Below are 24,222 nucleotides of genomic sequence, written 5' to 3'. Positions count from 1 at the left end.
CGTCCTCAGAAGACGTAGGCCTCCACCTCGGCGAGGTACCGTGCCCGGCGCTCCTCGTCGTCGTCCAGGAAGGACGCGAGGAAGGAGTTGCGGGCCAGCTCGCGCAGCCGGTCCTCGCTCAGGTGCAGGTCACGCTGTACGGCGTCGAAGTTGTCGCCGGCGTAGCCGCCGAAGTAGGCGGGGTCGTCGGAGTTGACCGTGCACATCAGTCCGGCGTCGAGCATGGCGGGCAGCGGGTGTTCGGCGAGGACGTCCACGGTCCGCAGGCGGACGTTGGACAGCGGGCAGAGCGTCAGCGGCACCCGCTCGCGCACCAGCCGCTCGACCAGCACCGGGTCCTCCATGCAGCGCAGCCCGTGGTCGACGCGCTCCACGCCGAGGACGTCGAGGGCCTCGGTGATGTAGTCCGGCGGCCCCTCCTCCCCCGCGTGCGCGACGCGGCGCAGTCCGAGCGCGGCGGCGGCCTCGTACACCTCGCGGAACTTCACGGGCGGGTGCCCGACCTCGGCGGAGTCGAGCCCGATCCCCGTGATCCGGTCCAGATAGGGCTTCGCGGCGTCCAGGGTCGCAAGGGCCGACTCGGCGGACTCGTCGCGCAGGAAGCACATGATCAGCCGGGTGGAGACGCCATGACGGGCCTCGCTGTTCCCCAGCGCGCGCCACAGCCCTTCCACCACCGTGCCCATCGACACGCCCCGCGCCAGATGGGCCTGCGGATCGAAGAAGATCTCCGCGTGCCGCACGCCCTGGGCGGCGGCACGTGCGAGATAGGCGTCGGCGAGTTCCTCGAAGTCCCGCTCGGTGAGCAGGACGGCCATCAGGGCGTAGTACAAATCGAGGAAGGACTGCAGGTCCTCGAACCGGTACGCCTCGCGCAGGGCGTCCTCGTCGGCGTAGGGCAGCTGGACCCCGTTGCGCCGGGCCAGCGCGAAGGCCAGCTCGGGTTCCAGGGTGCCTTCGATGTGAAGGTGCAGTTCGGCTTTGGGCAGCGGCATCAAAACATGTTACGGCGAAATCACCGACGCTTCGGAACCGGCACCCGGAGCAGATCATGGGCCACGGTCAGCTCCCCCTCGTACCCGGCGGCCCGCGCCTGCCGCTCGAACTCCTCCGGCTCCGAGTAGCGCTGGCTGAAGTGGGTGAGCACCAGATGGCGCACCCCGGCGTCCCGGGCCACCCGAGCCGCCTGACCTGCCGTCAGATGTCCGTGGTCCGCGGCGAGCCGGGCGTCCTCGTCGAGGAAGGTGGACTCGATGACGAGCAGATCGCACCCCTCGGCCAGAGCGTGCACACCGTCGCACAGCCGGGTGTCCATGACGAAGGCGAACCGCTGCCCGCGCCGCACCTCGCTGACGTCCTCCAGCCGCACCCCGCCGAGCACCCCCTCGCGCTGGATGCGCCCGACGTCCGGCCCCTTGATCCCGTGCGCGGCGAGCCTGTCGGGCAGGATGCGCCGCCCGTCGGGCTCGACGACCCGGTACCCGAAGGACTCCACGGGGTGGGACAGCCGGCGCGCCTCGAGCGTGTACGCGTCCGTCCGCGCGATCACGCCGTCCCCGGCCACCGGGGCCTCGGTGATCGGCACGGTCTCCCGGTAGGCCGTGGCGTACCGCAGCCGGTCGAAGAACCGCTGCCCGGAGCGCGGGTAGTGGGCGGTGACGTCGTGCGGGACCTGGTCGAGGTTGATCCGCTGGATCACCCCGGCCAGGCCCAGCGAGTGGTCCCCGTGGAAGTGGGTGACGCACAGCCGGTTCAGGTCGTGGGCGGCGACCCCGGCCCGCAGCATCTGCCGCTGTGTGCCCTCACCGGGATCGAAGAGGATGCCCTCGCCGTCCCAGCGCAGCAGATAGCCGTTGTGGTTGCGGTGCCGGGTCGGGACCTGGCTGGCGGTGCCGAGGACGACCAGTTCGCGTACGGACACGGCGGCTACCCGGGCGGCCAGTTCAGCCCGCGCCCGCCGAGGACGTGGGCGTGCGCGTGCCAGACGGTCTGCCCGGCGCCGCTGCCGGTGTTGAACACCGTCCGGTAGCTCTCCAGCTTCTCCTCGTCGGCCACCGCCTGCGTCTCGCGCAGCACGTCTGCGGCCAGCTCGGGCGCCTCGGCGGCGAGCGCGGCGGCGTCGCGGTGGTGGGCCTTGGGGATCACCAGGACGTGGGTGGGCGCCTGGGGGTTGATGTCACGGAAGGCGATGGTCGTCTCCGTCTCACGGACGATCGTCGCCGGGACGCTGCCCGCGACGATCTTGCAGAACAAGCAGTCGTCCTGCGGCTCCCCTGCCATGCGTGTGCCTCCTCGCGCCGGGATGATCGCGTACGAAGGCATCGTAGCGAGTGGCTACGACAGCGCAGGTGCCGTCACTTGCCCTGGACGGGCCAGCAGGTCGGATCGCCCTGGCACCAGATGGTCCGCGTGACCGTCACCGTGACCGTCGGCTGCGCCGGCCCGGGGCCGTTCCCCGGCGGCCTGACGGGTGACGGGGTGGCGTTGCAGTCGCCCAGCCCGCTCACATGGAACACCTGCTTCCCGCCCACCTTGGCGGTCAGGTCCCCGCGTACACAGGCCCCGTCGACGGCCCGGGTCACCTTCCCCGTGACGGTGATGTCCCGGCCGTCCTTGGTCTGCCCCCGGCAGTCGACGGTGACGACGGTGTCCGCGCCGGCGGAGGGCGTGGCCCCCCTGTCCCCGTAGTCGGCGGTACAGGTCAGCCACCGCACGTCCACGTGCTGCCGCCGAAGCTCCTTGGTCGCGGTCTGGTCGGTGGTGTAGGCGACGGCGGCCGAGCCGAGCCCGCCGGGATCACAGGCCACGACTCCACCGACGACCACGACGAGAAGGCCGGCGGCGCCGAAGATACGCCTCAACGCGCCCATGCCCAGCAGCGTGCCACTCCCTCACGACGGGCGGTAGTACGCATACGGCCACAACCCGTCTCCCGCGCACCGGCGTTCCCGCGCGGGCCGCCCCGGCACCCGCGGGGGACTACCCCCGCAGCAGCAACCACTCCTGCAACTCCACCAAGTTCCCCTCGGGGTCCTTGAGATGAGCCACCCGCATCCGGTCCGTCATCGCCGCGGGCCCCTTCAGCACCACCGCTCCCCGCCCCGCGATCTCCTCGCAGTACGCGTCCAGGTCGTCCACCCGCAGCACCACCAGCGAGCGGTGCCCCGTCGCCGTCTCCCCCAACTCCCCCAGCACGGACGCCATCATCGCCCGGTCCTGCAACGCGATCCCCGCGGACCCCACCGTGGGGCTGAACTTCTCGTACGGCCCCGACGCCGCCCCCGACTGCGGCTTCAGCCCCAGCACGTCGGCGTAGAAGCGGTAACACGCGGCGAAGTCGGTGACCAGCAGTCGCACTTGAGCCAGTTCCACGAGGCAACAACCCCCCAGGTCAGGACCACCGTCCGGTGCGGCCGAGGAGGAGCGCCGCAGCCGCCGTCCCGGCGGTCGACGTACGCAACACCGTAGGCCCCAGCACGTACGGCGTGGCACCCGCCTGACGAAACAGCTCCAACTCGTCACCGGCCACGCCCCCTTCGGGACCGACGACCAGCACGATCTCGCCGGACGCGGGCAACTCGGCCGTCGCCAGCGGCTCGCTCGCGACGTCGAAGTCCGAGTGCAGGACGCCGGCGAAGTCCGCCGTGGCCACAAGTGCCGCGACCTGCTTGGTCGTGGCCGCGTCCGCGACCTGGGGGAACCGCACCCGCCGGGACTGCTTGCCCGCCTCCCGGGCGGTGTTGCGCCACTTGCCGAGCGCCTTCAGGCCCCGCTCGCCCTTCCACTGAGTGATGCAGCGCGCCGCCTGCCACGGCACGATCGCGTCCACCCCGACCTCGGTCATCGTCTCCACGGCCAGTTCACCCCGGTCCCCCTTGGGCAGGGCCTGCACCACGGTGATCCGGGGTGCCGGTGCGGGTTCCTCCTCGATGGACGGCACGTCGACGATCAGCCGGTCCTTGCCCTCCACGCCGGTCACCGGGCACACCGCGTACCGCCCGGCGCCGTCCGTGAGGACGACCTCCTCGCCCACCTGGAGCCGCTTGACCGAGACGGCGTGCCGCCCCTCGGGTCCGTCGAGGACGAAGCGGCCCCGCTCCGTCCCGAACGACTCGACGACGAACACGGGCGCCGTCATCGCACCTCACCCCCGTAGGTCCCGGCCGACAACGCTGTCCGCGCCGCCCGGAGTTCGCCTGCCAGCAACTCCACCAGCCGCCCGGCCGGCAGGGCCCGCGCCAGCCGGTGCCCCTGCCCCGCCCACAACGCCATGCCCTGCGCGTCGTCCGCCTTCGCCGCGGCCTTGCGCAGCGGCGCGGCCAGATGGTGGATCTGCGGATAGGCGGCCGGCGCGTACGGGCCGTGCTCGCGCAGGAACCGGTTGACCAGCCCGCGCGCCGGTCTCCCGGAAAACGCCCGGGTCAGCTCGGTCCGCACGAACAGCGGGTTGGTCAGCGCGTCCTTGTGGACGGCGTGCGCCCCGGACTCCTCCGTCGCGAGGAACGCCGTGCCCAGCTGGGCGGCGCTCGCCCCCGCCGCGAGCACCGCGGCGATCTGGCTGCCCCGCATCAGCCCGCCCGCGGCGACCACCGGGATCGACACGGCCTCGCGTACCTGCGCCAGCAACGCGAGCAGCCCGACACCGGAGCCGTCGTTCTCCGGTACGTCCCGGTGCGTGCCCTGGTGGCCGCCGGCCTCCACGCCCTGCGCGATCACCGCGTCCGCGCCGGACCGCTGCACGGCGACCGCCTCGTCCGCGGTGGTGGCGGTGACCAGGACGAAGGTGCCGACGCGGTGCAGGGAGTCGACGACCTCACGGCTCGGCACGCCGAAGTGGAAGGAGACCACGGGCACCGGGTCGTCGCGCAGCACCGCGAGCTTCGCGTCGTAGCCGTCGTCCCGGCCGCTGTCGGGGTCGCCCAGCTCGGTCTCGTACCAGGTGGCCTCCCCGGCCAGCTGGTGCGCGTAGACCTCGACGGCGCCGGTCTCGGCACAGTCCGGCTGCGGCATGAACACGTTGACCCCGAAGGGGCGGTTCGTCAGGCTCCGCAGCTGCTTGATCTCCTGGTACATCCCGTCGGCGGTCTTGTACCCGGCGGCGAGGAAGCCCAGCCCGCCCGCCTCGCAGACGGCAGCGGCGAGGGGCGGGACGGAGACGCCGCCCGCCATGGGAGCCTGCACGATCGGGTGAGGGAAGAGATCGGTCAGGGAGGACATGACGGCATGGTGTCACGTCCCCCGGACAAGTCCGAATCCACCCGCCCTGTTGGCACAGGCCACAGGAACGGGCCGGTGGCCGGACGGAGAACCACCCGGCCACCTCGGACGGTCACCGCCCGTTGAACGCGTCCTTCAACCGCGAGAACAACCCCTGCTGACCCGGCTGGAACTGGCCCGTGGGGCGTTCCTCGCCGCGGAGCTTGGCCAGCTCGCGCAGCAGGCGCTCCTGCTCGGGGTCGAGCTTGGTCGGCGTCTGGACCTCGACGTGCACGATCAGGTCGCCGCGGCCGCCGCCCCGCAGATGCGTGACACCGCGGTTGTGCAGCGGGATCGACTGGCCGGACTGGGTGCCGGGCCGGATGTCGACCTCCTCCATGCCGTCCAGCGTCTCCAGCGGCACCTTCGTGCCGAGCGCCGCCGCCGTCATCGGGATCGTCACCGTGCAGTGCAGATCGTCACCGCGCCGCTGGAAGGTCGGGTGCGGCAGCTCGTGGATCTCGACGTAGAGGTCACCGGCGGGACCGCCGCCTGGCCCGACCTCGCCCTCACCGGCGAGCTGGATGCGGGTGCCGTTGTCGACGCCGGCCGGGATCTTCACCGTCAGCGTCCGCCGCGAGCGCACCCGGCCGTCGCCGGCGCACTCCGGGCACGGGTTCGGCACGATCGTGCCGAAGCCCTGGCACTGCGGGCACGGCCGCGAGGTCATGACCTGGCCCAGGAAGGACCGGGTGACCTGCGAGACCTCACCGCGGCCGCGGCACATGTCACACGTCTGCGCGGAGGTGCCCGGCGCGGCACCCTCACCCGAGCAGGTGGAACAGACGATCGCGGTCTCGACCTGGATGTCCTTCGTGGTGCCGAAGGCCGCCTCGTCGAGTTCGACCTCGACCCGGATCATCGCGTCCTGGCCCCGGCGGGTACGCGAGCGCGGTCCGCGCTGCGACGCCGTACCGAAGAACGCGTCCATGATGTCCGAGAAGTTCCCGAAGCCGCCCGCGCCGAAGCCACCCGCGCCGGCGCCGCCGGACTGCGAGAGCGGGTCGCCGCCGAGGTCGTAGACCTGCTTCTTCTGCGGGTCCGACAACACCTCGTAGGCGGCGTTGATCTCCTTGAACCGCTCCTGCGTCTTCGGATCGGGGTTGACGTCCGGGTGCAGCTCGCGAGCGAGCCGCCTGAACGCCTTCTTGATCTCATCCTGCGACGCGTCGCGGCGCACGCCGAGTACGGCGTAGTAGTCCGTGGCCACTTACGACTCCGCCAGGATCTGTCCGACGTACCGTGCCACTGCGCGTACCGCTCCCATCGTTCCCGGGTAGTCCATGCGGGTCGGTCCGACCACGCCGAGCTTGGCGACAGCCTCGCCGCCCGAACCGTAGCCGACCGACACGACGGACGTGGAGTTGAGTCCTTCGTGGGCGTTCTCATGACCGATACGGACGGTCACGCCCGGATCCTTCGCCTCGCCGAGCAGCTTCAGGAGGACGACCTGCTCCTCCAGAGCCTCCAGCACCGGCCGGATCGTGAGGGGGAAGTCGTGCGAGAACCGCGTCAGATTGGCGGTGCCGCCGATCATCAGCCGTTCCTCGTTCTCCTCGACGAGCGTCTCCAGCAGCGTGGACAGCACCGTCGAGACCGTGCCGCGGTCCTCCAGCTCGAAGGCCTCCGGCAGGTCCTCCACCAGCTTCGGCACGTCCGTGAACCGGCGGCCCGCGATCCGGCTGTTCAGCCGGGCCCGCAGATCCGCCAGCGAGGTCTCGCCGAAGGGTGCCGGGCAGTCCACCATCCGCTGCTCCACCCGGCCGGTGTCGGTGATCAGCACCAGCATCACCCGCGCGGGCGCGAGCGACAGCAGCTCCACGTGCCGCACGGTCGAACGGGTCAGCGACGGGTACTGCACGACGGCCACCTGCCGCGTGAGCTGCGCCAGCAGCCGCACGGTGCGGGCCACCACGTCGTCGAGATCGACGGCGCCCTCCAGGAAGTTCTGGATCGCGCGCCGCTCCGGCCCGGTCATCGGCTTCACACCGGCCAGCTTGTCGACGAACAGCCGGTAGCCCTTGTCGGTGGGGATGCGCCCCGCGCTGGTGTGCGGCTGCGCGATGTACCCCTCGTCCTCCAGGGCCGCCATGTCGTTGCGGACGGTCGCCGGGGAGACGCCGAGGTTGTGCCGCTCCGTGAGTGCCTTCGAACCGACCGGCTCCTCGGTGCCCACGTAGTCCTGGACGATGGCGCGCAGCACCTGAAGCCGTCGTTCACTCAGCATGGCGCACACCTCCAGAAGTCTTCCCTCGTATCGTCCCTGGCACTCTGCGCGTCCGAGTGCCAGACGTCCCCGGGCCAGTGTACGGCGGTGGGGTACGCCCCCGGCAAGGCTGGTCATACTGCGCGGCCGGTTGGGGCTAGCGTCGCGGGTATGACGGTGACTTGGGAAGAGCTGGGGTGGGAACGGCTGACGGCCCGGGTCGGGCGGTGCCGGCTGCCGGGCTGGGACTGCACGGCGGGGCTGGTCGTCGGCGCCGGTGCGGCGCTGGTGATCGATGCCGGATCCAGCCCCGTGGAGGGGGCCCGGCTGCGCTCCGAGGCCGAGCGGCTCGCCGGTCACGGTGTGACCCATCTCGCGCTCACCCATCCCCACTTCGACCACGTCTTCGGCGCGGCGGCGTTCGAGAGCGCCGAGGTCTTCGGCGCCGTCGGGATCGAGTCGGCACTCACCCTGCGCGGGCGCGAGGAGCTGCGCGCGGACGCGGTGTCCAACGGCCTGGATCCGCTGAGCGCCCAGGAGGCGGCGGCGGCGCTCGTACCGGCCCGGCACCACGTCAGCGGCGAGTGGACGCTCGATCTCGGCGGCGGCCGCCAGGTGCTGCTCGCCAACGTGGGCCCCGGGCACACCGCCCACGATCTCGCCGTCCTGGTCCCGGGCGAGCGGGAGGTGGTGTTCTGCGGTGACCTCGTCGAGGAGTCCGGCGAGCCGCAGGCGGGCCCGGATGCCGTACCGTCGCACTGGCCGGACGCGCTGGACCGGTTGCTGTCGCTCGGCGGTGACGACGCGCTGTACGTGCCCGGTCACGGAGCGGTGGTGGACGCGGCGTTCGTGCGGGCGCAGCGGGACGCGCTGGCGGCCCGCTTCGGCGTGTCGCGCTGATCCGCGCCCTTGGGGGCCGGGGTTCTCCTATCGTCATCCGAATGCGGCAGTACTCCCCCGACCTGACCCCGCCCTGGAAGAAGAAGCCCGCGCCGGCGCCCGAGGTGGCGGCCGAGCCGGGCCTGGTGGTGGAGGAGCCCGGCAGCGGCTTCTGCGGCGCGGTGATCCGCTGCGAGGCCGGCACGGTCACGCTGGAGGACCGCTTCGGCAAGCACCGGGTCTTCCCGCTCCAGCCGCGCGGCTTCCTGCTGGAGGGCCGTGTGGTGACACTGGTCAGGCCCGCCGCGGCGGCTCCGGTACGGCCCGCTCGTACCGCGTCGGGATCGGTGGCCGTGCCCGGCGCCCGCGCGCGGGTCGCCCGGGCCGGGCGGATCTACGTCGAGGGACGGCACGACGCCGAGCTGGTGGAGAAGGTGTGGGGCGACGACCTGCGCATCGAGGGCGTGGTCGTGGAGTATCTGGAAGGCGTCGACGACCTGCCGGCGATCGTGGAGTCCTTCGCCCCGGGTCCCGATGCCCGTCTGGGCGTCCTGGTGGACCATCTGGTGCCGGGCACGAAGGAATGGCGGATCGCCGAGGCCGTGACGAGTGAGCACGCACTGGTGGTGGGCCACCCGTACATCGACATCTGGCAGGCGGTGAAGCCGTCGGCGCTGGGCATCGAGACGTGGCCGGTGATCCCGCGCGGCCAGGACTGGAAGACGGGCGTGTGCCGGGCCCTCGGCTGGCCGGAGAACACGGGCGCGGCCTGGCAGGCGATCCTCGGCCGGGTCCGGTCGTACAAGGACCTGGAGCCGGAGCTCCTGGGCAAGGTGGAGCAGCTGATCGACTTCGTCACCGAACCCGTCGACTGACGGCTCAGTCCACCAGGTCCCGTACCACCGCGTCCGCGAGCAGGCGCCCGCGCAGGGTCAGTACCGCGTGGCCCTCGGCGTACGGCTCCGGCTGGAGAAGCCCGTCCGTCAGGGCCCGGTCGGCGGCCCGGCGGCCGTCCGCCTTCAACAGGTCCAGGGGTACGCCCTCGCGCAGCCGCAGCTCCAGCAGGATGCGCTCCACGCGGCGGTCCTCGTCGCTCAGGATCTCGCGCCCGGCGCCCGGGGAGCGGCCTTCGGCCAGCGCCGCCGCGTAGGCGCCCGGGTGCTTGACGTTCCACCAGCGCACCCCGCCGACGTGGCTGTGGGCGCCCGGTCCCGCGCCCCACCAGTCGGCGCCGCGCCAGTACAGCTCGTTGTGCAGGCAGCGGCCCGCCTCGGAGGTGGCCCAGTTGGACACCTCGTACCACTCGAAGCCCGCCGCGGCGAAGGTCTCCTCGGCGATGAGGTAGCGGTCGGCGTGCACGTCGTCGTCGGTCATCGGGACCTCGCCGCGCCGGATGCGCCGGGCGAGCTGCGTGCCCTCCTCGACGATGAGGGCGTACGCGCTGACGTGGTCGGGACCGGCGCCGATCGCGGCGTCCAGGGAAGCCCGCCAGTCGTCGTCGGACTCTCCGGGCGTGCCGTAGATCAGGTCGAGGTTGACGTGCTCGAAGCCCGCCGCGCGCGCCTCGGCCACGCACGCCTCGGGGCGGCCGGGGGTGTGGGTGCGGTCGAGGACCTTCAGGACGTGCTGCCGGGCGCTCTGCATGCCGAAGGAGATCCGGTTGAAGCCGCCCTCGCGGAGGGTGGCGAGGTAGGCCGGGTCCACGGACTCCGGGTTCGCCTCCGTGGTGATCTCGGCGTCCGGCGCGAGCCCGAACTCGTCCCGGATCGCCGCCAGCATCCGCACCAGGTCACCGGCGGCCAGCAGGGTGGGCGTACCGCCGCCGACGAACACCGTGCGCGCCGGGCGCGGGTCGTCGCCGAGCACCTTGCGGGCGAGGCGGATCTCGTCGGTCAGGGTGTCGGCGTAGTTGTCGCGGGAGGCCAGCACTCCGCCGGTGCCGCGCAGCTCGGTCGCCGTGTAGGTGTTGAAGTCGCAGTAGCCGCAGCGGGTCGCGCAGTAGGGCACGTGCAGATAGAACCCGAGGGGCCGCTCGGCGGCGCCGGCGAGCGCGGAGGCGGGCAGCGCGCCGTCGTCGGGGACGGGCTCGCCGTCGGGGAGTGCGGAAGGCATGTCTCCCATTGTCCAGGACGGCGGAGGGTTACTCGGCCTGGAGCACGAGCAGCGCCAGGTCGTCCTCCGGCGGCTGCCCGCCGAAGTCGTGCACCAGCCGGCTGATCCGTTCGGCGACGAGGTCGGCGTCGAGGCCGGCGCAGCCGGCGAGCGCGCGGGCCAGCCCGTCGCCGTCGTCGAACTGGTCGGGGCCGTTGCGCCGCTCGGTGACCCCGTCGGTGACGCAGAGCAGGGTGTCGCCGGGCCGCAGCTCGATCGTCTCGCTGGTGTACGTCTCGTCCTCGACGACCCCGAGCAGGGTCTGCGGGCGGGCGGCGGTGCTCACGTCGCCGTCGGGGCCGAGGATCAGTGGCAGCGGGTGCCCGGCGGAGGCCAGGGTGCAGCGGACCCCGCCCTCGTACGGCACCAGCTCGCCGTAGAGCAGGGACAGGAAGCGGGTCTGCGGGCCGTCGCCGGGGGCGACGGGGCCGGCGAAGGCGCGGGCGGCGGCGTCGGCGGCCTCGGTGGCGTCGTCGAGGAGGAGCTGGTTCAAGCGGTCGAGGACGTCGGCGACGCCGTAGCCCTCGCGGGCCAGCAGTCGCAGCCAGGGGCGGGCGAGTCCGATGACGACGGCGGCCTCGGGGCCCTTGCCCTGGACGTCGCCGACGGCGAAGCACCAGCGGCCGTGTCCGGCCGGGAAGACGTCGTAGAAGTCGCCGCTGGGGCCGCCCTTGTCGCAGGGTTCGTAGACGAGCGCGGTGCGCACGCCGGGGATCTCGGCGACGGCGCCGGGCAGCAGGCCGCGCTGGAGGACTGCGCTGATGGTGGCCTGGCGGGCGTACTGGCGGGCGGCGCCGATGGCGAGCGCGACACGGCGGCTGAGGTCCTCGACGAGTCCGGTGACCTCGTCGGGGAAGCGCAGCAGTCCGGTGCGGCCGATGACGAGGGTGCCGAGCGGGCGGCCGCCGGCGACGAGACGGTAGGCGAGGGCTGCGCCGTGCGGGCCGAGCGCGGCCCCCGGCCACGGGTAGGGCAGCGGGCCGGGCGAGGCCGCGCCGGGTGGGCGGGGCGGTTCCTTCTCCAGGGCGTGGCGCAGCTCCTCGACGAGGTGCTCGCTGCTGTGCCACACCCGGGCGGGCCGTACGCCCGGTCCGCCGCCGTCGGCCCAGCCGCGCCCGCTGACCTCGTCCTCCAGCCACACGGCGCACCAGTCGGCGAGGCGGGGCACGACGAGCTGGCCGGTGAGGGAGGCCACGAGGTCCTCGTCGAGCTGTCCGGCGAGCAGGTCGGATGCCTCGGCGAGGAAGGACAGGGCGCCGCGGCCGAGCCAGTCCCGGTCGCCGTCGGCGCCGCGCGGCTCGGGGGCGAGGATCCCGGCGAGCTGGAGGGCCTCGCCGAGGGCGCGGTCGCCGGGGTGGGTGGGGTCGTCGTGCCGGGGGCGGTCGTCGGGGTGGGGGCGGTCGTCGGGGTGGGGGCGGTCGTCGGTCTCCGGGGTGAGCCGGGCCCACACCGTCTTGGCGGTACGGCGGTAGGTGACGCCCCAGGACTCGGCGAGCGCGGCGACCAGGCGCAGTCCGCGCCCGTACTCCGGTTCCGGTGTCCCGTCGTCGGCCGCGGTGTCGCGCGGGGCGCGGGTGGGGTGCCGGTCGGTGACCTCGACGACCACGGCTCCGGCCGGCTCCAGCCGGCAGTGCAGTTCGACGTCGGTGCCCGCGTGCACGACCGCGTTGGTGACCAGTTCGCTGACGAGGAGGGCCGCGTCCTGGGCGAGGCGCTCGGTGAGCCGGTCGGCGCCGGGCAGGGCGAGGCCGGTCCACTCGGCGAGCGCCGCGCGGACCATGCCGCGGGCGGTGCCGGGCGCGAGTTCGCTGCCGGGCAGGAGGGCGTGCGCCCGCGCGCGGCTGTCGGTGTGCGCGGGCGCAGCACCGGTCAGGACCTCGGTCTCGCGCTGCGTCGGTACGACCCCCATCGACAACTCCCCGAGCGGTTCGGCTGGATATCTGTCCGTCGATGGCGACAGGGTGACAGACCGGACCGGCGCATAAGCGTGGAGTTACCGAACTGGGTCGCGATGAGCGAGAACCAGGGCGTACGAATGCCCGGATCCGGACAGAAAGAGTTCGGATCCGGGCATTCCGCGTTCACAAGGCGTCCGCCGCTGGACTATGCCAAACATGTCCCCGGCGTCACCGGTCTACGCCTCGCGCGTCCCGGCGTACATCTCGTCGATGAGGTGCTTGTACTCGCGCTCCACGACCGGCCGCTTCAGCTTCAGGCTCGGGGTGATCTCGCCGTGCTCGACGTCGAGGTCGCGGGGCAGGAGACGGAACTTCTTGATGGTCTGCCAGCGCTGCAGGCCCTCGTTGAGCTGCTTGACGTAGCCGTCGATCAGCTCGACCGTCTGCGGCGCGGCGACCACCTCGGCGTACGCCTTGCCCTCCAGGCCGTTGTCCTTGGCCCAGTCGAGGATGGCCTGCTCATCGAGGGCGATGAGGGCGGTGCAGAAGTTCCGGTCCGCGCCGTGCACCAGGATGTTGGAGACGTAGGGGCAGATCGCCTTGAACTGGCCCTCGACCTCGGCCGGCGCGACGTACTTGCCGCCGGAGGTCTTGATCAGGTCCTTCTTGCGGTCGGTGATGCGCAGATAGCCGTCGGGCGACAGCTCGCCGATGTCGCCGGTGTGGAACCAGCCGTCGCTCTCCAGCACCTCGGCGGTCTTGTCGGGCAGCTTGTGGTAGCCCTGCATGATGCCGGGGCCGCGCAGCAGGATCTCGCCGTCCTCGGCGATCCGGACCTCGGTGCCGGGCAGCGGCTTGCCGACGGTGCCGGTGCGGTAGGCCTCGCCGGGGTTGACGAAGGACGCCGCGGAGGACTCGGTGAGGCCGTAGCCCTCCAGGATGTGGATGCCGGCGCCGGCGAAGAAGTAGCCGATCTCCGGGGCGAGCGCGGCCGAACCGGAGACACAGGCGCGCAGCCGGCCGCCGAACGCCTCGCGGATCTTGCTGTAGACCAGCGTGTCGGCGACCTTGTGCTTGGAGGCGAGCCCGAAGGGCGCGGAGCGGTTGCCGGTGCGCTTGAAGTTGTCCTGGGTGACCTTGGCGTACTCGCGGGCGACCTCGGAGGCCCACTGGAAGATCTTGTACTTGGCGGCGCCGCCGGCCTTCGCCTTGGCGGCCACACCGTTGTAGACCTTCTCGAAGATGCGCGGGACGGCGGCCATGTACGTCGGCTGCACGAGCGGCAGATTCTCGATGATCTTGTCCACGCGGCCGTCGACGGCGGTGACGTGGCCGACCTCGATCTGGCCGGAGGTGAGCACCTTGCCGAAGACGTGCGCCAGCGGCAGCCACAGGTACTGCACGTCGTCCGGGCCGACCAGCCCGGTCGCGGCGATCGCCTTGGCCATGTACGACCAGTTGTCGTGCGGCAGTCGCACGCCCTTGGGGCGGCCGGTGGTGCCGGAGGTGTAGATGAGGGTGGCGAGCTGGTCGCGGGTGATCTTGCCGACACGCTCCTTGACCAGCTCCGGGTCCTGCGCGAGACGGGCGGCGCCGCGCTGCTCCAGCTCGGCGAGGGTGAGCACCCAGTCGCCGCTCTCGACGCCGGCCGGGTCGATCACCACGACGTGGGTGAGGTCGGGCAGCTCGGCGCGCTTCTCCACCGCCTTGGCGAGCTGGGCGGCGTTCTCCGCGATGAGGATCTTGCTCTCGGAGTCGGAGAGGATGAACGCCGACTCCTCGGCGTTGGTCTGCGGGTAGATCGTGGTGGTGGCGGCGCCGGCGCACATGATGCCGAGGTCGGCGAGGATCCACTCGATGCGCGTGGAGGAGGCGAGCGCCACGCGCTGCTCCGGCTGGACACCCAGCTCGATCAGACCGGCCGCGATCGCGTGCACCCGCTCGGCCGCCTGGGCCCAGCTGAGGGACTTCCAGTCGTCGGGGCCCCCACCGGAGGCGGCCGGTACCGGATAGCGGTAGGCCTCGGCGTCCGGCGTGGCCGCCACGCGCTCCAGGAAGAGGCCCGCCACGGACGGCGGACGGTTCTCGATCAGGGTAGTTGCGTCGCTCACGACATCCTCCGGGGCCCGCGACAGTGCGGCTGGCGCGACAGTGCGGCTGGTTCCTACCCACGAGACGTTGTTTAACTCGCGAGTAACCTATCGGGCAGGGACAGAGTAGAGCCCGACCGCCGCCTGCGTAAGAGCTGACGCCCGGTGGTTTCCCTGCCGAGTGGCCGGCGGAACACACGGGGGCCCGGCGCACTTTCGTACGACGGACCCCTGTGTGACCGGTTTTGCCGGGGCGACGGGATGTAACCGCTGGTTACTTCTTGCCCTTGGCCGATGCCCCGCTGTCATCGCTGGACAGGACGGCGATGAAGGCCTCCTGCGGAACCTCCACAGAACCGACCATCTTCATCCGCTTCTTGCCTTCCTTCTGCTTCTCCAGCAGCTTCCGCTTACGGGAGATGTCACCGCCGTAGCACTTGGCGAGGACGTCCTTGCGGATGGCGCGGATGGTCTCGCGGGCGATCACCCGGGAGCCGATGGCGGCCTGGATCGGCACCTCGAAGGCCTGCCGCGGGATGAGCTCGCGCAGCTTGGCGACGAGCCGCACCCCGTACGCGTACGCGGCGTCCTTGTGGGTGATCGCGGAGAACGCGTCCACCTTGTCGCCGTGCAGCAGGATGTCGACCTTGACCAGGGAGCTGGTCTGCTCGCCGGTGGGCTCGTAGTCGAGGGAGGCGTAGCCGCGGGTCTTGGACTTCAGCTGGTCGAAGAAGTCGAAGACGATCTCCGCGAGCGGCAGCGTGTAGCGGATCTCGACACGGTCCTCGGAGAGGTAGTCCATGCCGAGCAGGGTGCCGCGCCGGGTCTGGCACAGCTCCATGATCGAGCCGATGAACTCGGTCGGCGCGAGGATCGTGGCGCGCACGACCGGCTCGTAGACCTCGCGGATCTTGCCCTCGGGGAACTCGCTCGGGTTGGTGACCGTGTGCTCGGTGCCGTCCTCCATGACCACGCGGTAGACCACGTTGGGGGCGGTGGCGATCAGGTCGAGGCCGAACTCGCGCTCGAGACGCTCGCGGATCACGTCCAGGTGCAGCAGGCCGAGGAAACCGACGCGGAAGCCGAAGCCGAGCGCGGCGGAGGTCTCCGGCTCGTAGACCAGCGCGGCGTCGTTGAGCTGCAGCTTGTCCAGGGCCTCGCGCAGCTCGGGGTAGTCCGAGCCGTCGAGCGGATACAGACCCGAGAAGACCATGGGCTTCGGGTCCTTGTAGCCGCCGAGCGCCTCGGTGGCGCCCTTGGCCTGGCTGGTGACGGTGTCACCGACCTTGGACTGGCGGACGTCCTTCACACCGGTGATCAGATAGCCCACCTCGCCGACGCCGAGACCGTCCGCCGACAGCATCTCCGGCGAGTTGGTGCCGATCTCCAGCAGCTCGTGGGTGGCGCCCGTCGACATCATCTTGATGCGCTCGCGCTTGTTGAGCTGGCCGTCGATGACACGGACGTACGTCACGACACCGCGGTAGGAGTCGTAGACCGAGTCGAAGATCATGGCGCGCGCGGGCGCGTCCTTGACGCCGACCGGGGCCGGGATCTCGGCGACGACCTTGTCCAGCAGCGCCTCCACGCCGAGACCGGTCTTGGCGGAGACCTTCAGCACATCGCCAGGCTCGCAGCCGACGAGGTTCGCGAGCTCCTCGGCGAACTTCTCGGGCTGCGCGGCCGGCAGGTCGATCTTGTTCAGCACGGGGATGATCGTGAGGTCGTTCTCCATCGCCAGGTAGAGGTTGGCGAGGGTCTGCGCCTCGATGCCCTGGGCGGCGTCGACGAGGAGGATGGTCCCCTCGCATGCGGCGAGCGACCGCGAGACCTCGTAGGTGAAGTCGACGTGCCCCGGGGTGTCGATCATGTTGAGGATGTGCGTGTTGCTCTTGTCGTGGGTCGGGGCCCACGGCAAACGCACCGCCTGGGACTTGATCGTGATGCCACGCTCGCGCTCGATGTCCATCCGGTCGAGGTACTGAGCACGCATCTGCCGCTGCTCGACGACGCCGGTCAGCTGGAGCATCCGGTCGGCGAGCGTGGACTTGCCGTGGTCGATGTGCGCGATGATGCAGAAGTTGCGGATCAGAGCCGGGTCGGTACGGCTCGGCTCGGGCACATGGTTAGGGGTCGCGGGCACGCAGGGTCCTGTCTCTTGAGGCGCCTTATGCCTCGGGTCGGATCGATACGTAGCTTCCATGGTCCCACGGGTGGGGCGCGGCGACCGGTTTGGGCCACTCGAAGGGCCGCTGGTAGTGTAGGGGGCTGTGTCTCATGCCCTCTCAGCGCGAGGCACATCCCAAGAAATCACCTGGCACGGGTCCTGGATTCCGTCGTGGAATCCTTCTGGCCCCGTGCCTGAACCTGAAAAGGCTCATTCGTGGCGAACATCAAGTCCCAGATCAAGCGGATCAAGACCAACGAGAAGGCCCGGCTGCGCAACAAGGCCGTCAAGTCCTCCCTGAAGACCGCGATCCGCAAGGCCCGCGAGGCCGCTGCCGCGGGTGACGTCGAGAAGGCCACCGAGCTGCAGCGCGCCGCGGCGCGTGCGCTGGACAAGGCCGTCTCGAAGGGCGTCATCCACAAGAACCAGGCCGCCAACAAGAAGTCGGCGCTTGCTTCCAAGGTCACGTCCCTCCAGGGCTGAGCACCTCCTTTGATCTGACGGGTCCCGGTACGGGGCCCATTCGCCGGAGGGACCCAGAGCGGGCCCTCTCTCATCCGCTCCCGTCCGGCACCCCGAGCCTGTTCGCGGCCTGCGTTCGCCACGCGGGAACGGGCTCACCCGCTTCATCCGACGGCCCCGCCGCCACGCCCTTCCCCAGGGCGGGCGACGGGGCCGTCCGGCGTGCGCGGTGCGCTCGGCGCGGTGTGTGGTTGCTGCGCGGGCGGGTCGTGCGCGGGGCGTCAGGTCCAGAAGTCGTTGTCCTCGTCGATGTCGGCGGAACACTGGTCGAGATCGGTGACCTTGTCGCCGACCACGCGGAAGACGATCGTTCCGTCCACGTCCAGGCGCTTGCCGTTGCGCTCGGCGGTGATGTGCTGCAGGGCGACCACGTGCCCACGCCCGTCGACGAAGACCTGCCGCAGGTCGACGTTCAGCGAACCGCCCGTCTCCTCGAAGAGCCGGCCGTACATCTGGATGACCGAGTCGAGCCCCTTGAAGTCACCGGCCAGCGGGTGACTGCCCGGCACGTGGTGGGAGCAGTCCGACGTCATCACCTCGCGCAGGCCGTCCATGTCCCCCCGGGAGAACGCCTCGTACCCCTTGCGTATGAGCGCCGCGTGCGGGTGTTCAGCCATGGCGATCGCCACCCTTCCGTCATCGGCGATGTGGCTGATACGGCTGATTCTCCCCCCGGACAGCCGAGTCCGCCCCCTCGGCACGGGGGCTGTGCGGGACCAGCCCACCAGGCGCCCGGCAGGCGTCGGCGCGCCCTGATGGACGGCTAGCCCGGGCCGCCCCCTCGGGACGGGGCCTGTGCGTGATCAGCCCACCAGGCGCCCGACGGGCGGCGGCGCGCCTTGATGGACGGCTAGCCGCGGCCTCGGGAGCGGGCCGCTCGGGCGATGGTCACCACGGCCTTCTCCAATGCGTACTCCGGGTCGTCGCCGCCGCCCTTCACGCCCGCGTCCGCCTCGGCCACCGCGCGCAGTGCGACGGCCACCCCGTCCGGGGTCCAGCCCCGCATCTGCTGGCGCACCCGGTCGATCTTCCACGGCGGCATGCCCAGCTCGCGGGCCAGGTCGGCGGGGCGTCCACCGCGCGCGGAGGACAGCTTGCCGATCGCCCGCACGCCCTGCGCCAACGCGCTGGTGATCATCACCGGCGCGACACCCGTGGCGAGCGACCACCGCAGCGCCTCCAGCGCCTCGGCCGCCCGCCCCTCCACCGCCCGGTCGGCGACGGTGAAGCTGGAGGCCTCAGCGCGGCCGGTGTAGTAGCGGCCGACGACGGCCTCGTCGATCGTCCCCTCCACGTCGGCGACCAGCTGCGAGACGGCGGACGCCAGCTCCCGCAGATCGCTGCCGATCGCGTCGACCAGCGCCTGGCACGCCTCGGGCGTGGCCGAGCGCCCCACGGCGCGGAACTCCTGCCGCACGAAGGCCAACCGGTCGGCGGGCTTCGTCATCTTCGGGCAGGCGACCTCGCGCGCCCCCACCTTGCGCGCGGCGTCCAGCAGCCCCTTGCCCTTGGCCCCGCCGGCGTGCAGCAGGACCAGCGTGATCTCCTCGGCGGGCGCCGACAGATACGCCTTGACGTCCTTGACGGTGTCGGCCGACAGATCCTGCGCATTGCGTACGACCACGACCTTGCGCTCGGCGAAGAGCGAGGGAGAGGTCAACTCGGCGAGCGTGCCCGGCTGCAACTGGTCCGGGGTCAGGTCCCGCACGTCCGTGTCGGCGTCGGAGGCCTTGGCGGCGGCCACCACCTCCTGCACGGCACGGTCGAGCAGGAGGTCCTCCTGGCCCACGGCGAGCGTCACGGGGGCGAGAGGGTCGTCATTCGCAGTCTTCCTGGCCATCGGGACAAGCATGGCACGGGCCACTGACAACGCGGGTCACGCCCGTTTCACGACGACGGTGACCGGGTCGCCACGGCTCCGGCCGGCTCAGGGCTCCTCCCGCCACCCGTCCCACTCCCCCGCGAACGCGTCCAGCGCCCCGGGGTCGAGCCGCTCGTGCTCGTCGCGCAGCACCACCAGCCACTGCGCGTCCTCCGCGTCGTCCTCCCCCGCCAGCGCGTCCCGGACGAGCCGCGGCTCCTCGTCGATGCCGAACCGCTCGCCGAGCGCCTCCGCGGCCTCCTCCGCCGCGTCGCGGTCGGGCAGCACCAGCACATGTCTCACATCGCTCACGTGCCCATTTTCCGGCAGCCGACCGGACGCCGGACGGCGGGGGCCGCGGCGACCAACCCCTCGGGTTTCACGCCATGGCCCCTCGTCGGGTTTCACGCCATGGCCCCCCTCGGGTTTCACGCCAGGTACCCCGTCGGGGTTCACGCCATGGCCCCCTCGGCATCGACACCCCGCCCCCCCTCGCGGCTCACGCCACGGATCCCCCTCGCCATCTCAGGAGCCCCCGCTCTCCTCCCGCACCACGGGCACGCTGCCCAACTCGATCCCGAACAGTTCCCGGTACGCGCCCAGCACTTCGGCGTCCCCCTCCAGCTGCCGCTCCCGCCGCGCTCCGTCGGCCGCAGTGGTGGTCAGCCGCCGCCCGCTGAGCGTCACCCGCCCGCCGTCGTCCGTGAGCCGGGAGCACACCAGCGACTGCACGAAGTGCGACCGCGGCGAGGTGCTGTGCCACCAGGCCCCGGTCACGAAGTCGCCGAGCACCCGGGGCCGCGCCTCCAGCCGGTACTGCGGGCGGCCGTCCCGCAGCACGTCCAGGTCGGCCGCCCCGCCCGGCCCCTCGGCGCCCCCGCGCACCCCGGCCGCGTCGGGCCCCGCCTCCGCGATCCGGAACACCCCACCGGGATCCGGCTGCTCGCCCCGCTCGCCGAACCTCAGCGGAAGGTGACTGTGCGCGCCGAACCCGACGTCGGCCAGCCAGTCGCCGCCATCCGCCGTGCGCACCCGCAGCGCCAGGTGGTCGTAGGGGATGCCGGTACGCTCGCCGTCCCCGTACACCCGCGCCGCGAACAGCGTCACCTCGAAGCCGAGCGCCGTCAGCAACGCCCCGAAAGCGCCGTTGAGTTCGTAGCAGAAGCCTCCCCTCTTCGCCCCCACGACCTTGTCCACCAGCCGCTTCTCCTCCAGCACGATCTCCTCTCCCAGGTGGATCGAGAGGTTCTCGAAGGGCACGGTGCGCAGATGCCGCAGGTGCAGTTCCCTCAGGGCGTCGTCGGTGGGCCGGTCCGGGCGCTGGGCGCCCAGCCGGCGGAGATAGGCATCGGCCTGTGCGGAGTCCATGCCCTCAGTCTGGCGCCACCCGCAGCCCCCCGTCCGCCCCCGGGCCACCCCGACCGGCCGCCCCGAGTACGGCCAGGGATCCGTCCCGGTCGGTCCGCAGCACGGTCGCTCCCCGAGCCCGCAGCGCGTGGACGGTGACCGGCGCGGGATGCCCGTACGGGTTGTCCGCGCCCACGGACACCAGCGCCAGCCGCGGGGCGGCCATCCGTATCAGGTCCGGGTCCTGGTACGCGGAGCCGTGATGGGCCACCTTCAGCACGTCCACGTCCCGCAGCGACGCGGCGGCCGGTGACCGTGCCAGCGCCTGCTGCGCGGGCGGTTCGAGATCGCCCAGCATCAGCACCCGCAGTCCCGCCGTCCGCACGAGCAGGGTGACGCTGGCGTCGTTGGGACCGGCCGTCGCAGGCGGAAGACCGGGCCGCGGCCACAGCACCTGCCAGGACAGCTCACCGAGCCGTCGCTCCTCCCCCGCGGCGGCCCGGGTGAGCGGGATGTGCCGCGCGGACGCCTCCCTCCTGACGAACCGCACCTGGTCCGCGGGCTCGTCAAGACCCGTCGTCTCGATCGCCCCCACCGCCCGGCCACGCAGCACTCCGGGCAGCCCGGCGACGTGGTCGGCGTGGAAGTGCGTGAGCACGACGAGCGGGATCCGGGTGATGCCGAGGGTGCGCAGGCACCGGTCCACCCGGCGGGGTTCGGGACCGGCGTCCACGACCACGGCACGGCCCTCGCCCGCCGCGAACACCGTCGCGTCGCCCTGCCCCACGTCGCACATCACCAGCCGCCAGCCCGGCGGCGGCCAGCCCGTGACCACCCGGGTCAGCGGCTCCGGCTGCACCACGAACAGCAGGAGCAGCACCCCGCACGCCCCGCACAGCCAGGGGTGACGCAGCAGCCTCCGCCCGGCGAGCACCGCGAGCGCCGTCACGAGCGCGAGGAGCAGCGCCCCCGTCCAGTTGCCCGGCCAGCCCACGGCCCCGCCGGGCAGTGCCGCCCCTTCCCGAGCCACGTCTGCGATCCACTCGGCCGGCCAACTCGCGCACCAGGCCGCCGCCCTGGCCACCGGCATCGCGAACGGGGCTGTCACCAGCGCGGCGAAACCGAGTACCGTCGCCGGTGCGACCGCGACTTCCGCGAGCAGATTGCAGACCACCCCGACCAGACTCACCCGCGCGGACAGCACGGCCACGACCGGTGCGCACAGCGCCTGGGCGGCGCCCGCCGTCGCCAGCGCCTCGGCCACCCGCGGCGGCACCCGGCGTCGCCGCAGCGCGGCACTCCACCGGGGCGCGACGGTGAGCAGGGCTCCGGTGGCCAGCACGGAGAGTAGGAAGCCGTAACTGCGGGCGAGCCACGGGTCGTACAGGACGAGCAGCAGTACCGCTGTCGCCAGCGCCGGGATCAGCGTTCTGCGGCGTCCGGTGGCCAGCGCGAGCAGCGCGACGGATCCGCAGGCCGCGGCCCGCAGCACGCTCGGGTCGGGCCGGCACACCACCACGAAGGCGACCGTCGCTCCCGCTCCGAGCAGGGCCGTCGTCCGCAGCGGGAGTCCCAGGCGGGGCGCCAGTCCCCGTCGTTCGGCCCGCTGGGCCAGACCGGGTGGGCCCAGGAGCAGCGCGAGGAGGATGGTGAAGTTCGCGCCGGACACGGCCAGGGTGTGGGTGAGGTCGGTCTCCTTGAACGCCTCGTCCAGGTCAGGTGTGATCCGGGAGGTGTCCCCGACGACCAGCCCGGGCAGCAGGGCCCGCGCGTCCGCCGGCAGGCCGTCGGTCGCCGCGCGCAGCCCGGCCCGCAGCCGTCCCGCCAGCCGCTGCGGCCCCGACGGCTCCCCCACCACACGCGGTTCCGCGGGGCCCCGCACCCTCAGCACGGCCGCGACCCGGTCCCCGCCGAGGACGGGGGGAGCGAGCCGGCCGCTCACCCGGAGCGTGGTGGTCGGCAGCAACTCCAGCCACGGGGAGGGGCCGTCTCGACGTGGGGCGGCCGGGCCAGATTCCCGCCCGTGCCCGTGCCCCGCGTCCACGATCAGCAGCACGGGCGCCCGTGTCCCGATCCGCCTCCCGCCGCTCTGCTCCACCGACCGCACCTCGGCCTCGATCACCACGGAGGGCAAGGTGACGTGGTCGCCCCGCACCCGGGGCCGGGTGAGGCGAGCGTCGGAGGTGATCTCCACGTCGGCGGTCACCGTCGCGTACTGCCGGGCCAGCGCCGGCACCGGCCCCCTGCGCAGATCCGCTCCGTGCAGCCCGGCGGAGGCCGCAGCGGCCGCGGCGCACAGGAGGACGGCGGCGAGGGTCGCACCCATCCCCGCGCGCCCGTTGGGCAACGGGGCGAGGGTCAGCCCCGTCTCCGCGGACCCCTTGGACCACGAGGGGACGGTCACACCCGTACCCGCGCGCCCGTCGCGCCACGGCACCCACCCTGGCCGCCTCCAAACGTTCACCGCACCGGTCGCGCCCCGCCCGACCGCCAGCAGAGCGGTGCCGAGGGCCAGGCCGGCGGCCGTCACAGCCACGACCACCCACGGCGGGGCGTCCAGCATCAGGGCTGCCGTCGCCCAGGCCGCCAGCGCGGGAGGCACCAGCCGGAGGTCCGCCGGCCCCTCCTGCCGGGGGTGGGCGTCTCCGAGCCGGTTCCCCGACGCGGCGTGCACCGGATTGCGGGGGGTCTCGGCGGGGCCTTCCTCCGCCGCCGCGCCGCGCTGCTCGTCGGGCCGGGCGCCCGGGCCGGCGCTCATGGCCGCACCAGTTCCCGCAGGTCGGCGAAGCGGCGGTCACCGATGCCGTTGACCTCGCGCAGCTCGTCCACCGAGCGGAAACCACCGTGCTGGGCGCGGTAGTCGATGATGTGCTGCGCCAGGACGGGACCCACCCCCGGCAGGGCGTCCAACTGGTCCACCGTGGCCGTGTTGAGCGAGACGGGCCCGGCGGGTGCGCCCCCGCCCACGGCTCCGGTCGACCCACCGCCCCCGCCGAGCCCGGTGCCCGCGCCGCTCGTGCCGGGACCGGCGGCGGGCGGGGGTCCGCCGACGACCACCTGTTCGCCGTCGGTCAGGAAGCGGGCGCGGTTGAGGCCCTGTGTGTCGGTGCCGGGTCGCACCCCGCCGGCCGCGCGGAGCGCGTCGACGACCCGGGATCCGGCCGGCAGCCGGTGGATGCCGGGCTTGCGGACCTTGCCGCTGACGTCCACCACGATCTCGGACCCGGTGGTCGCCGCGGGGCGGGGCGGGGCAGCGCGGATGTCCGTCGCGGCCGGCTCGGCGGTCCGGGGGGCCGCCGCGCGCACCACTTCGGGCGCGCTCACGGTCTCGGTGCGGCCCGTCCAGAAGTGCTGCACCGCGAGGACGGCCGCCACGACGAGCAGTACGCCCAGCGCGAGAACACTGCGGCGTTCCAGACCGCACCGGGTCTGCACCCACACCGGCATCCGCTCGCGCAGCGCCGGCCCGATTCCCGTCCACCGGTGGCCGTCCCGTTGCTCGGGCGCCGCCGGCTCGGTCTGCGCCGGGTGCCCGTCCGGTGCCCTCGCCACGCCGGGCGTGGGTGGTGCGGCCCCCGACTCCGGTCCGGCGCCGACGCGTTGGGCGAAGACGATCTGTGCACGCCGGCGCAGCTCCTCCGCCGACACCTGCCGCTTGTGGTGGCGGACGCGCCCGGCCGGGCGTCGGTCACGCAGGCGGCCGTCGGAGGACGGGCCCCGGCCGGGTCCACTGGTCGCATGAGTGGGACGTGTGCGTTCTCGAAGTGCCATGCGACGAGCATCGGCCGGATCCGCCGATTTGCGATGATCTTGCTCGAATTCCGTGGACGACCGCCGAGTTGTGG

The 24,222-nt window shown here is 72.5% G+C and carries 22 protein-coding genes; 3 read left to right on the top strand and 19 right to left on the bottom strand.

Going from position 1 to position 24,222, the window contains the following annotated elements:
- Window positions 1-5: 5 nt before the first annotated feature.
- The 9 genes from ACZ67Q_RS19665 to hrcA form a co-directional block, all read right to left on the bottom strand.
- Complete coding sequence (locus ACZ67Q_RS19665; protein WP_471183570.1) at window positions 6-995, bottom strand: adenosine deaminase; 990 nt, start codon at window positions 993-995, stop codon at window positions 6-8.
- A gap of 20 nt (window positions 996-1,015) precedes the next feature.
- Window positions 1,016-1,921, bottom strand: coding sequence for a ribonuclease Z (locus ACZ67Q_RS19660; protein ID WP_471183567.1), 906 nt, complete (start codon window positions 1,919-1,921; stop codon window positions 1,016-1,018).
- A 5-nt stretch (window positions 1,922-1,926) separates the two neighbouring features.
- Window positions 1,927-2,280: a histidine triad nucleotide-binding protein gene (locus tag ACZ67Q_RS19655; RefSeq protein ID WP_469809290.1), complete on the bottom strand. Its 354-nt coding sequence runs from the start codon at window positions 2,278-2,280 to the stop codon at window positions 1,927-1,929.
- A gap of 74 nt (window positions 2,281-2,354) precedes the next feature.
- The gene (locus ACZ67Q_RS19650) at window positions 2,355-2,870 is read right to left on the bottom strand and encodes a hypothetical protein (protein WP_471183565.1); all 516 of its coding nucleotides are present in this window, start codon (window positions 2,868-2,870) and stop codon (window positions 2,355-2,357) included.
- Window positions 2,871-2,979: 109 nt separating this feature from the next.
- Window positions 2,980-3,372: a VOC family protein gene (locus tag ACZ67Q_RS19645; RefSeq protein WP_471183562.1), complete on the bottom strand. Its 393-nt coding sequence runs from the start codon at window positions 3,370-3,372 to the stop codon at window positions 2,980-2,982.
- 19 nt (window positions 3,373-3,391) lie between these two features.
- Window positions 3,392-4,138, bottom strand: coding sequence for a 16S rRNA (uracil(1498)-N(3))-methyltransferase (locus tag ACZ67Q_RS19640; RefSeq protein WP_471183559.1), 747 nt, complete (start codon window positions 4,136-4,138; stop codon window positions 3,392-3,394).
- A complete protein-coding gene (locus tag ACZ67Q_RS19635; RefSeq protein WP_471183557.1) occupies window positions 4,135-5,217 on the bottom strand; it encodes a nitronate monooxygenase in 1,083 nt (360 codons plus the stop codon). Before ACZ67Q_RS19635 ends, ACZ67Q_RS19640 begins: the two co-directional genes overlap by 4 nt.
- A gap of 112 nt (window positions 5,218-5,329) precedes the next feature.
- A complete protein-coding gene (gene dnaJ, locus ACZ67Q_RS19630) occupies window positions 5,330-6,466 on the bottom strand; it encodes a molecular chaperone DnaJ (protein WP_361636862.1) in 1,137 nt (378 codons plus the stop codon).
- Complete coding sequence (gene hrcA, locus ACZ67Q_RS19625; RefSeq protein ID WP_471183553.1) at window positions 6,467-7,483, bottom strand: heat-inducible transcriptional repressor HrcA; 1,017 nt, start codon at window positions 7,481-7,483, stop codon at window positions 6,467-6,469.
- A 150-nt stretch (window positions 7,484-7,633) separates the two neighbouring features.
- Between hrcA and ACZ67Q_RS19620 the strand changes: the two genes are divergently transcribed.
- Both ACZ67Q_RS19620 and ACZ67Q_RS19615 read left to right on the top strand, forming a co-directional pair.
- Entirely contained in the window at window positions 7,634-8,362 is a 729-nt protein-coding gene (locus ACZ67Q_RS19620; protein WP_471183550.1) for an MBL fold metallo-hydrolase, read from the top strand.
- A gap of 41 nt (window positions 8,363-8,403) precedes the next feature.
- On the top strand, window positions 8,404-9,216 hold the full coding sequence (locus tag ACZ67Q_RS19615; protein WP_471183547.1) for a DUF3097 domain-containing protein: 813 nt from the start codon (window positions 8,404-8,406) through the stop codon (window positions 9,214-9,216).
- Window positions 9,217-9,220: 4 nt separating this feature from the next.
- Here the strand turns inward: ACZ67Q_RS19615 and hemW are convergent, their stop codons facing one another.
- From hemW to lepA, 4 genes are all read right to left on the bottom strand, one after another.
- The gene (gene hemW, locus ACZ67Q_RS19610; RefSeq protein WP_471183544.1) at window positions 9,221-10,453 is read right to left on the bottom strand and encodes a radical SAM family heme chaperone HemW; all 1,233 of its coding nucleotides are present in this window, start codon (window positions 10,451-10,453) and stop codon (window positions 9,221-9,223) included.
- 28 nt (window positions 10,454-10,481) lie between these two features.
- Window positions 10,482-12,401 carry a SpoIIE family protein phosphatase gene (locus tag ACZ67Q_RS19605; RefSeq protein ID WP_471183542.1) on the bottom strand — a complete coding sequence of 640 codons (1,920 nt, stop codon included), beginning with the start codon at window positions 12,399-12,401 and terminating at the stop codon, window positions 10,482-10,484.
- Between the two features lie 225 nt (window positions 12,402-12,626).
- The gene (locus tag ACZ67Q_RS19600) at window positions 12,627-14,501 is read right to left on the bottom strand and encodes an AMP-dependent synthetase/ligase (protein WP_471183540.1); all 1,875 of its coding nucleotides are present in this window, start codon (window positions 14,499-14,501) and stop codon (window positions 12,627-12,629) included.
- 253 nt (window positions 14,502-14,754) lie between these two features.
- A complete protein-coding gene (gene lepA / locus ACZ67Q_RS19595) occupies window positions 14,755-16,623 on the bottom strand; it encodes a translation elongation factor 4 (protein ID WP_471183537.1) in 1,869 nt (622 codons plus the stop codon).
- A 240-nt stretch (window positions 16,624-16,863) separates the two neighbouring features.
- On the opposite strand from lepA, the gene rpsT reads away from it, so the two are divergent.
- On the top strand, window positions 16,864-17,130 hold the full coding sequence (gene rpsT / locus ACZ67Q_RS19590) for a 30S ribosomal protein S20 (RefSeq protein ID WP_225100940.1): 267 nt from the start codon (window positions 16,864-16,866) through the stop codon (window positions 17,128-17,130).
- A 260-nt stretch (window positions 17,131-17,390) separates the two neighbouring features.
- On the opposite strand, the gene ACZ67Q_RS19585 is transcribed toward rpsT, so the two are convergent.
- The 6 genes from ACZ67Q_RS19585 to ACZ67Q_RS19560 all read right to left on the bottom strand — a co-directional run bounded on the left by ACZ67Q_RS19585 (window position 17,391) and on the right by ACZ67Q_RS19560 (window position 24,148).
- Window positions 17,391-17,786: a nuclear transport factor 2 family protein gene (locus ACZ67Q_RS19585; protein ID WP_471183534.1), complete on the bottom strand. Its 396-nt coding sequence runs from the start codon at window positions 17,784-17,786 to the stop codon at window positions 17,391-17,393.
- 233 nt (window positions 17,787-18,019) lie between these two features.
- On the bottom strand, window positions 18,020-19,009 hold the full coding sequence (gene holA / locus ACZ67Q_RS19580; RefSeq protein ID WP_471183531.1) for a DNA polymerase III subunit delta: 990 nt from the start codon (window positions 19,007-19,009) through the stop codon (window positions 18,020-18,022).
- Between the two features lie 87 nt (window positions 19,010-19,096).
- Window positions 19,097-19,342, bottom strand: coding sequence for a hypothetical protein (locus tag ACZ67Q_RS19575; RefSeq protein WP_471183529.1), 246 nt, complete (start codon window positions 19,340-19,342; stop codon window positions 19,097-19,099).
- 213 nt (window positions 19,343-19,555) lie between these two features.
- A complete protein-coding gene (locus ACZ67Q_RS19570; RefSeq protein WP_471183527.1) occupies window positions 19,556-20,398 on the bottom strand; it encodes an arylamine N-acetyltransferase family protein in 843 nt (280 codons plus the stop codon).
- A 4-nt stretch (window positions 20,399-20,402) separates the two neighbouring features.
- Window positions 20,403-23,135: a ComEC/Rec2 family competence protein gene (locus ACZ67Q_RS19565; RefSeq protein ID WP_471183524.1), complete on the bottom strand. Its 2,733-nt coding sequence runs from the start codon at window positions 23,133-23,135 to the stop codon at window positions 20,403-20,405.
- Window positions 23,132-24,148, bottom strand: a complete 1,017-nt coding sequence (locus tag ACZ67Q_RS19560; RefSeq protein WP_471183522.1) for a ComEA family DNA-binding protein — start codon at window positions 24,146-24,148, stop codon at window positions 23,132-23,134. Before ACZ67Q_RS19560 ends, ACZ67Q_RS19565 begins: the two co-directional genes overlap by 4 nt.
- Between the last annotated feature and the right edge of the window lie 74 nt (window positions 24,149-24,222).

The sequence above is a fragment of the Streptomyces sp. NPDC036813 genome (assembly GCF_055609245.1).
The sequence above is the reverse complement of the archived record's forward strand: the minus strand, read 5'-3'. Positions and strand labels throughout refer to the sequence as shown.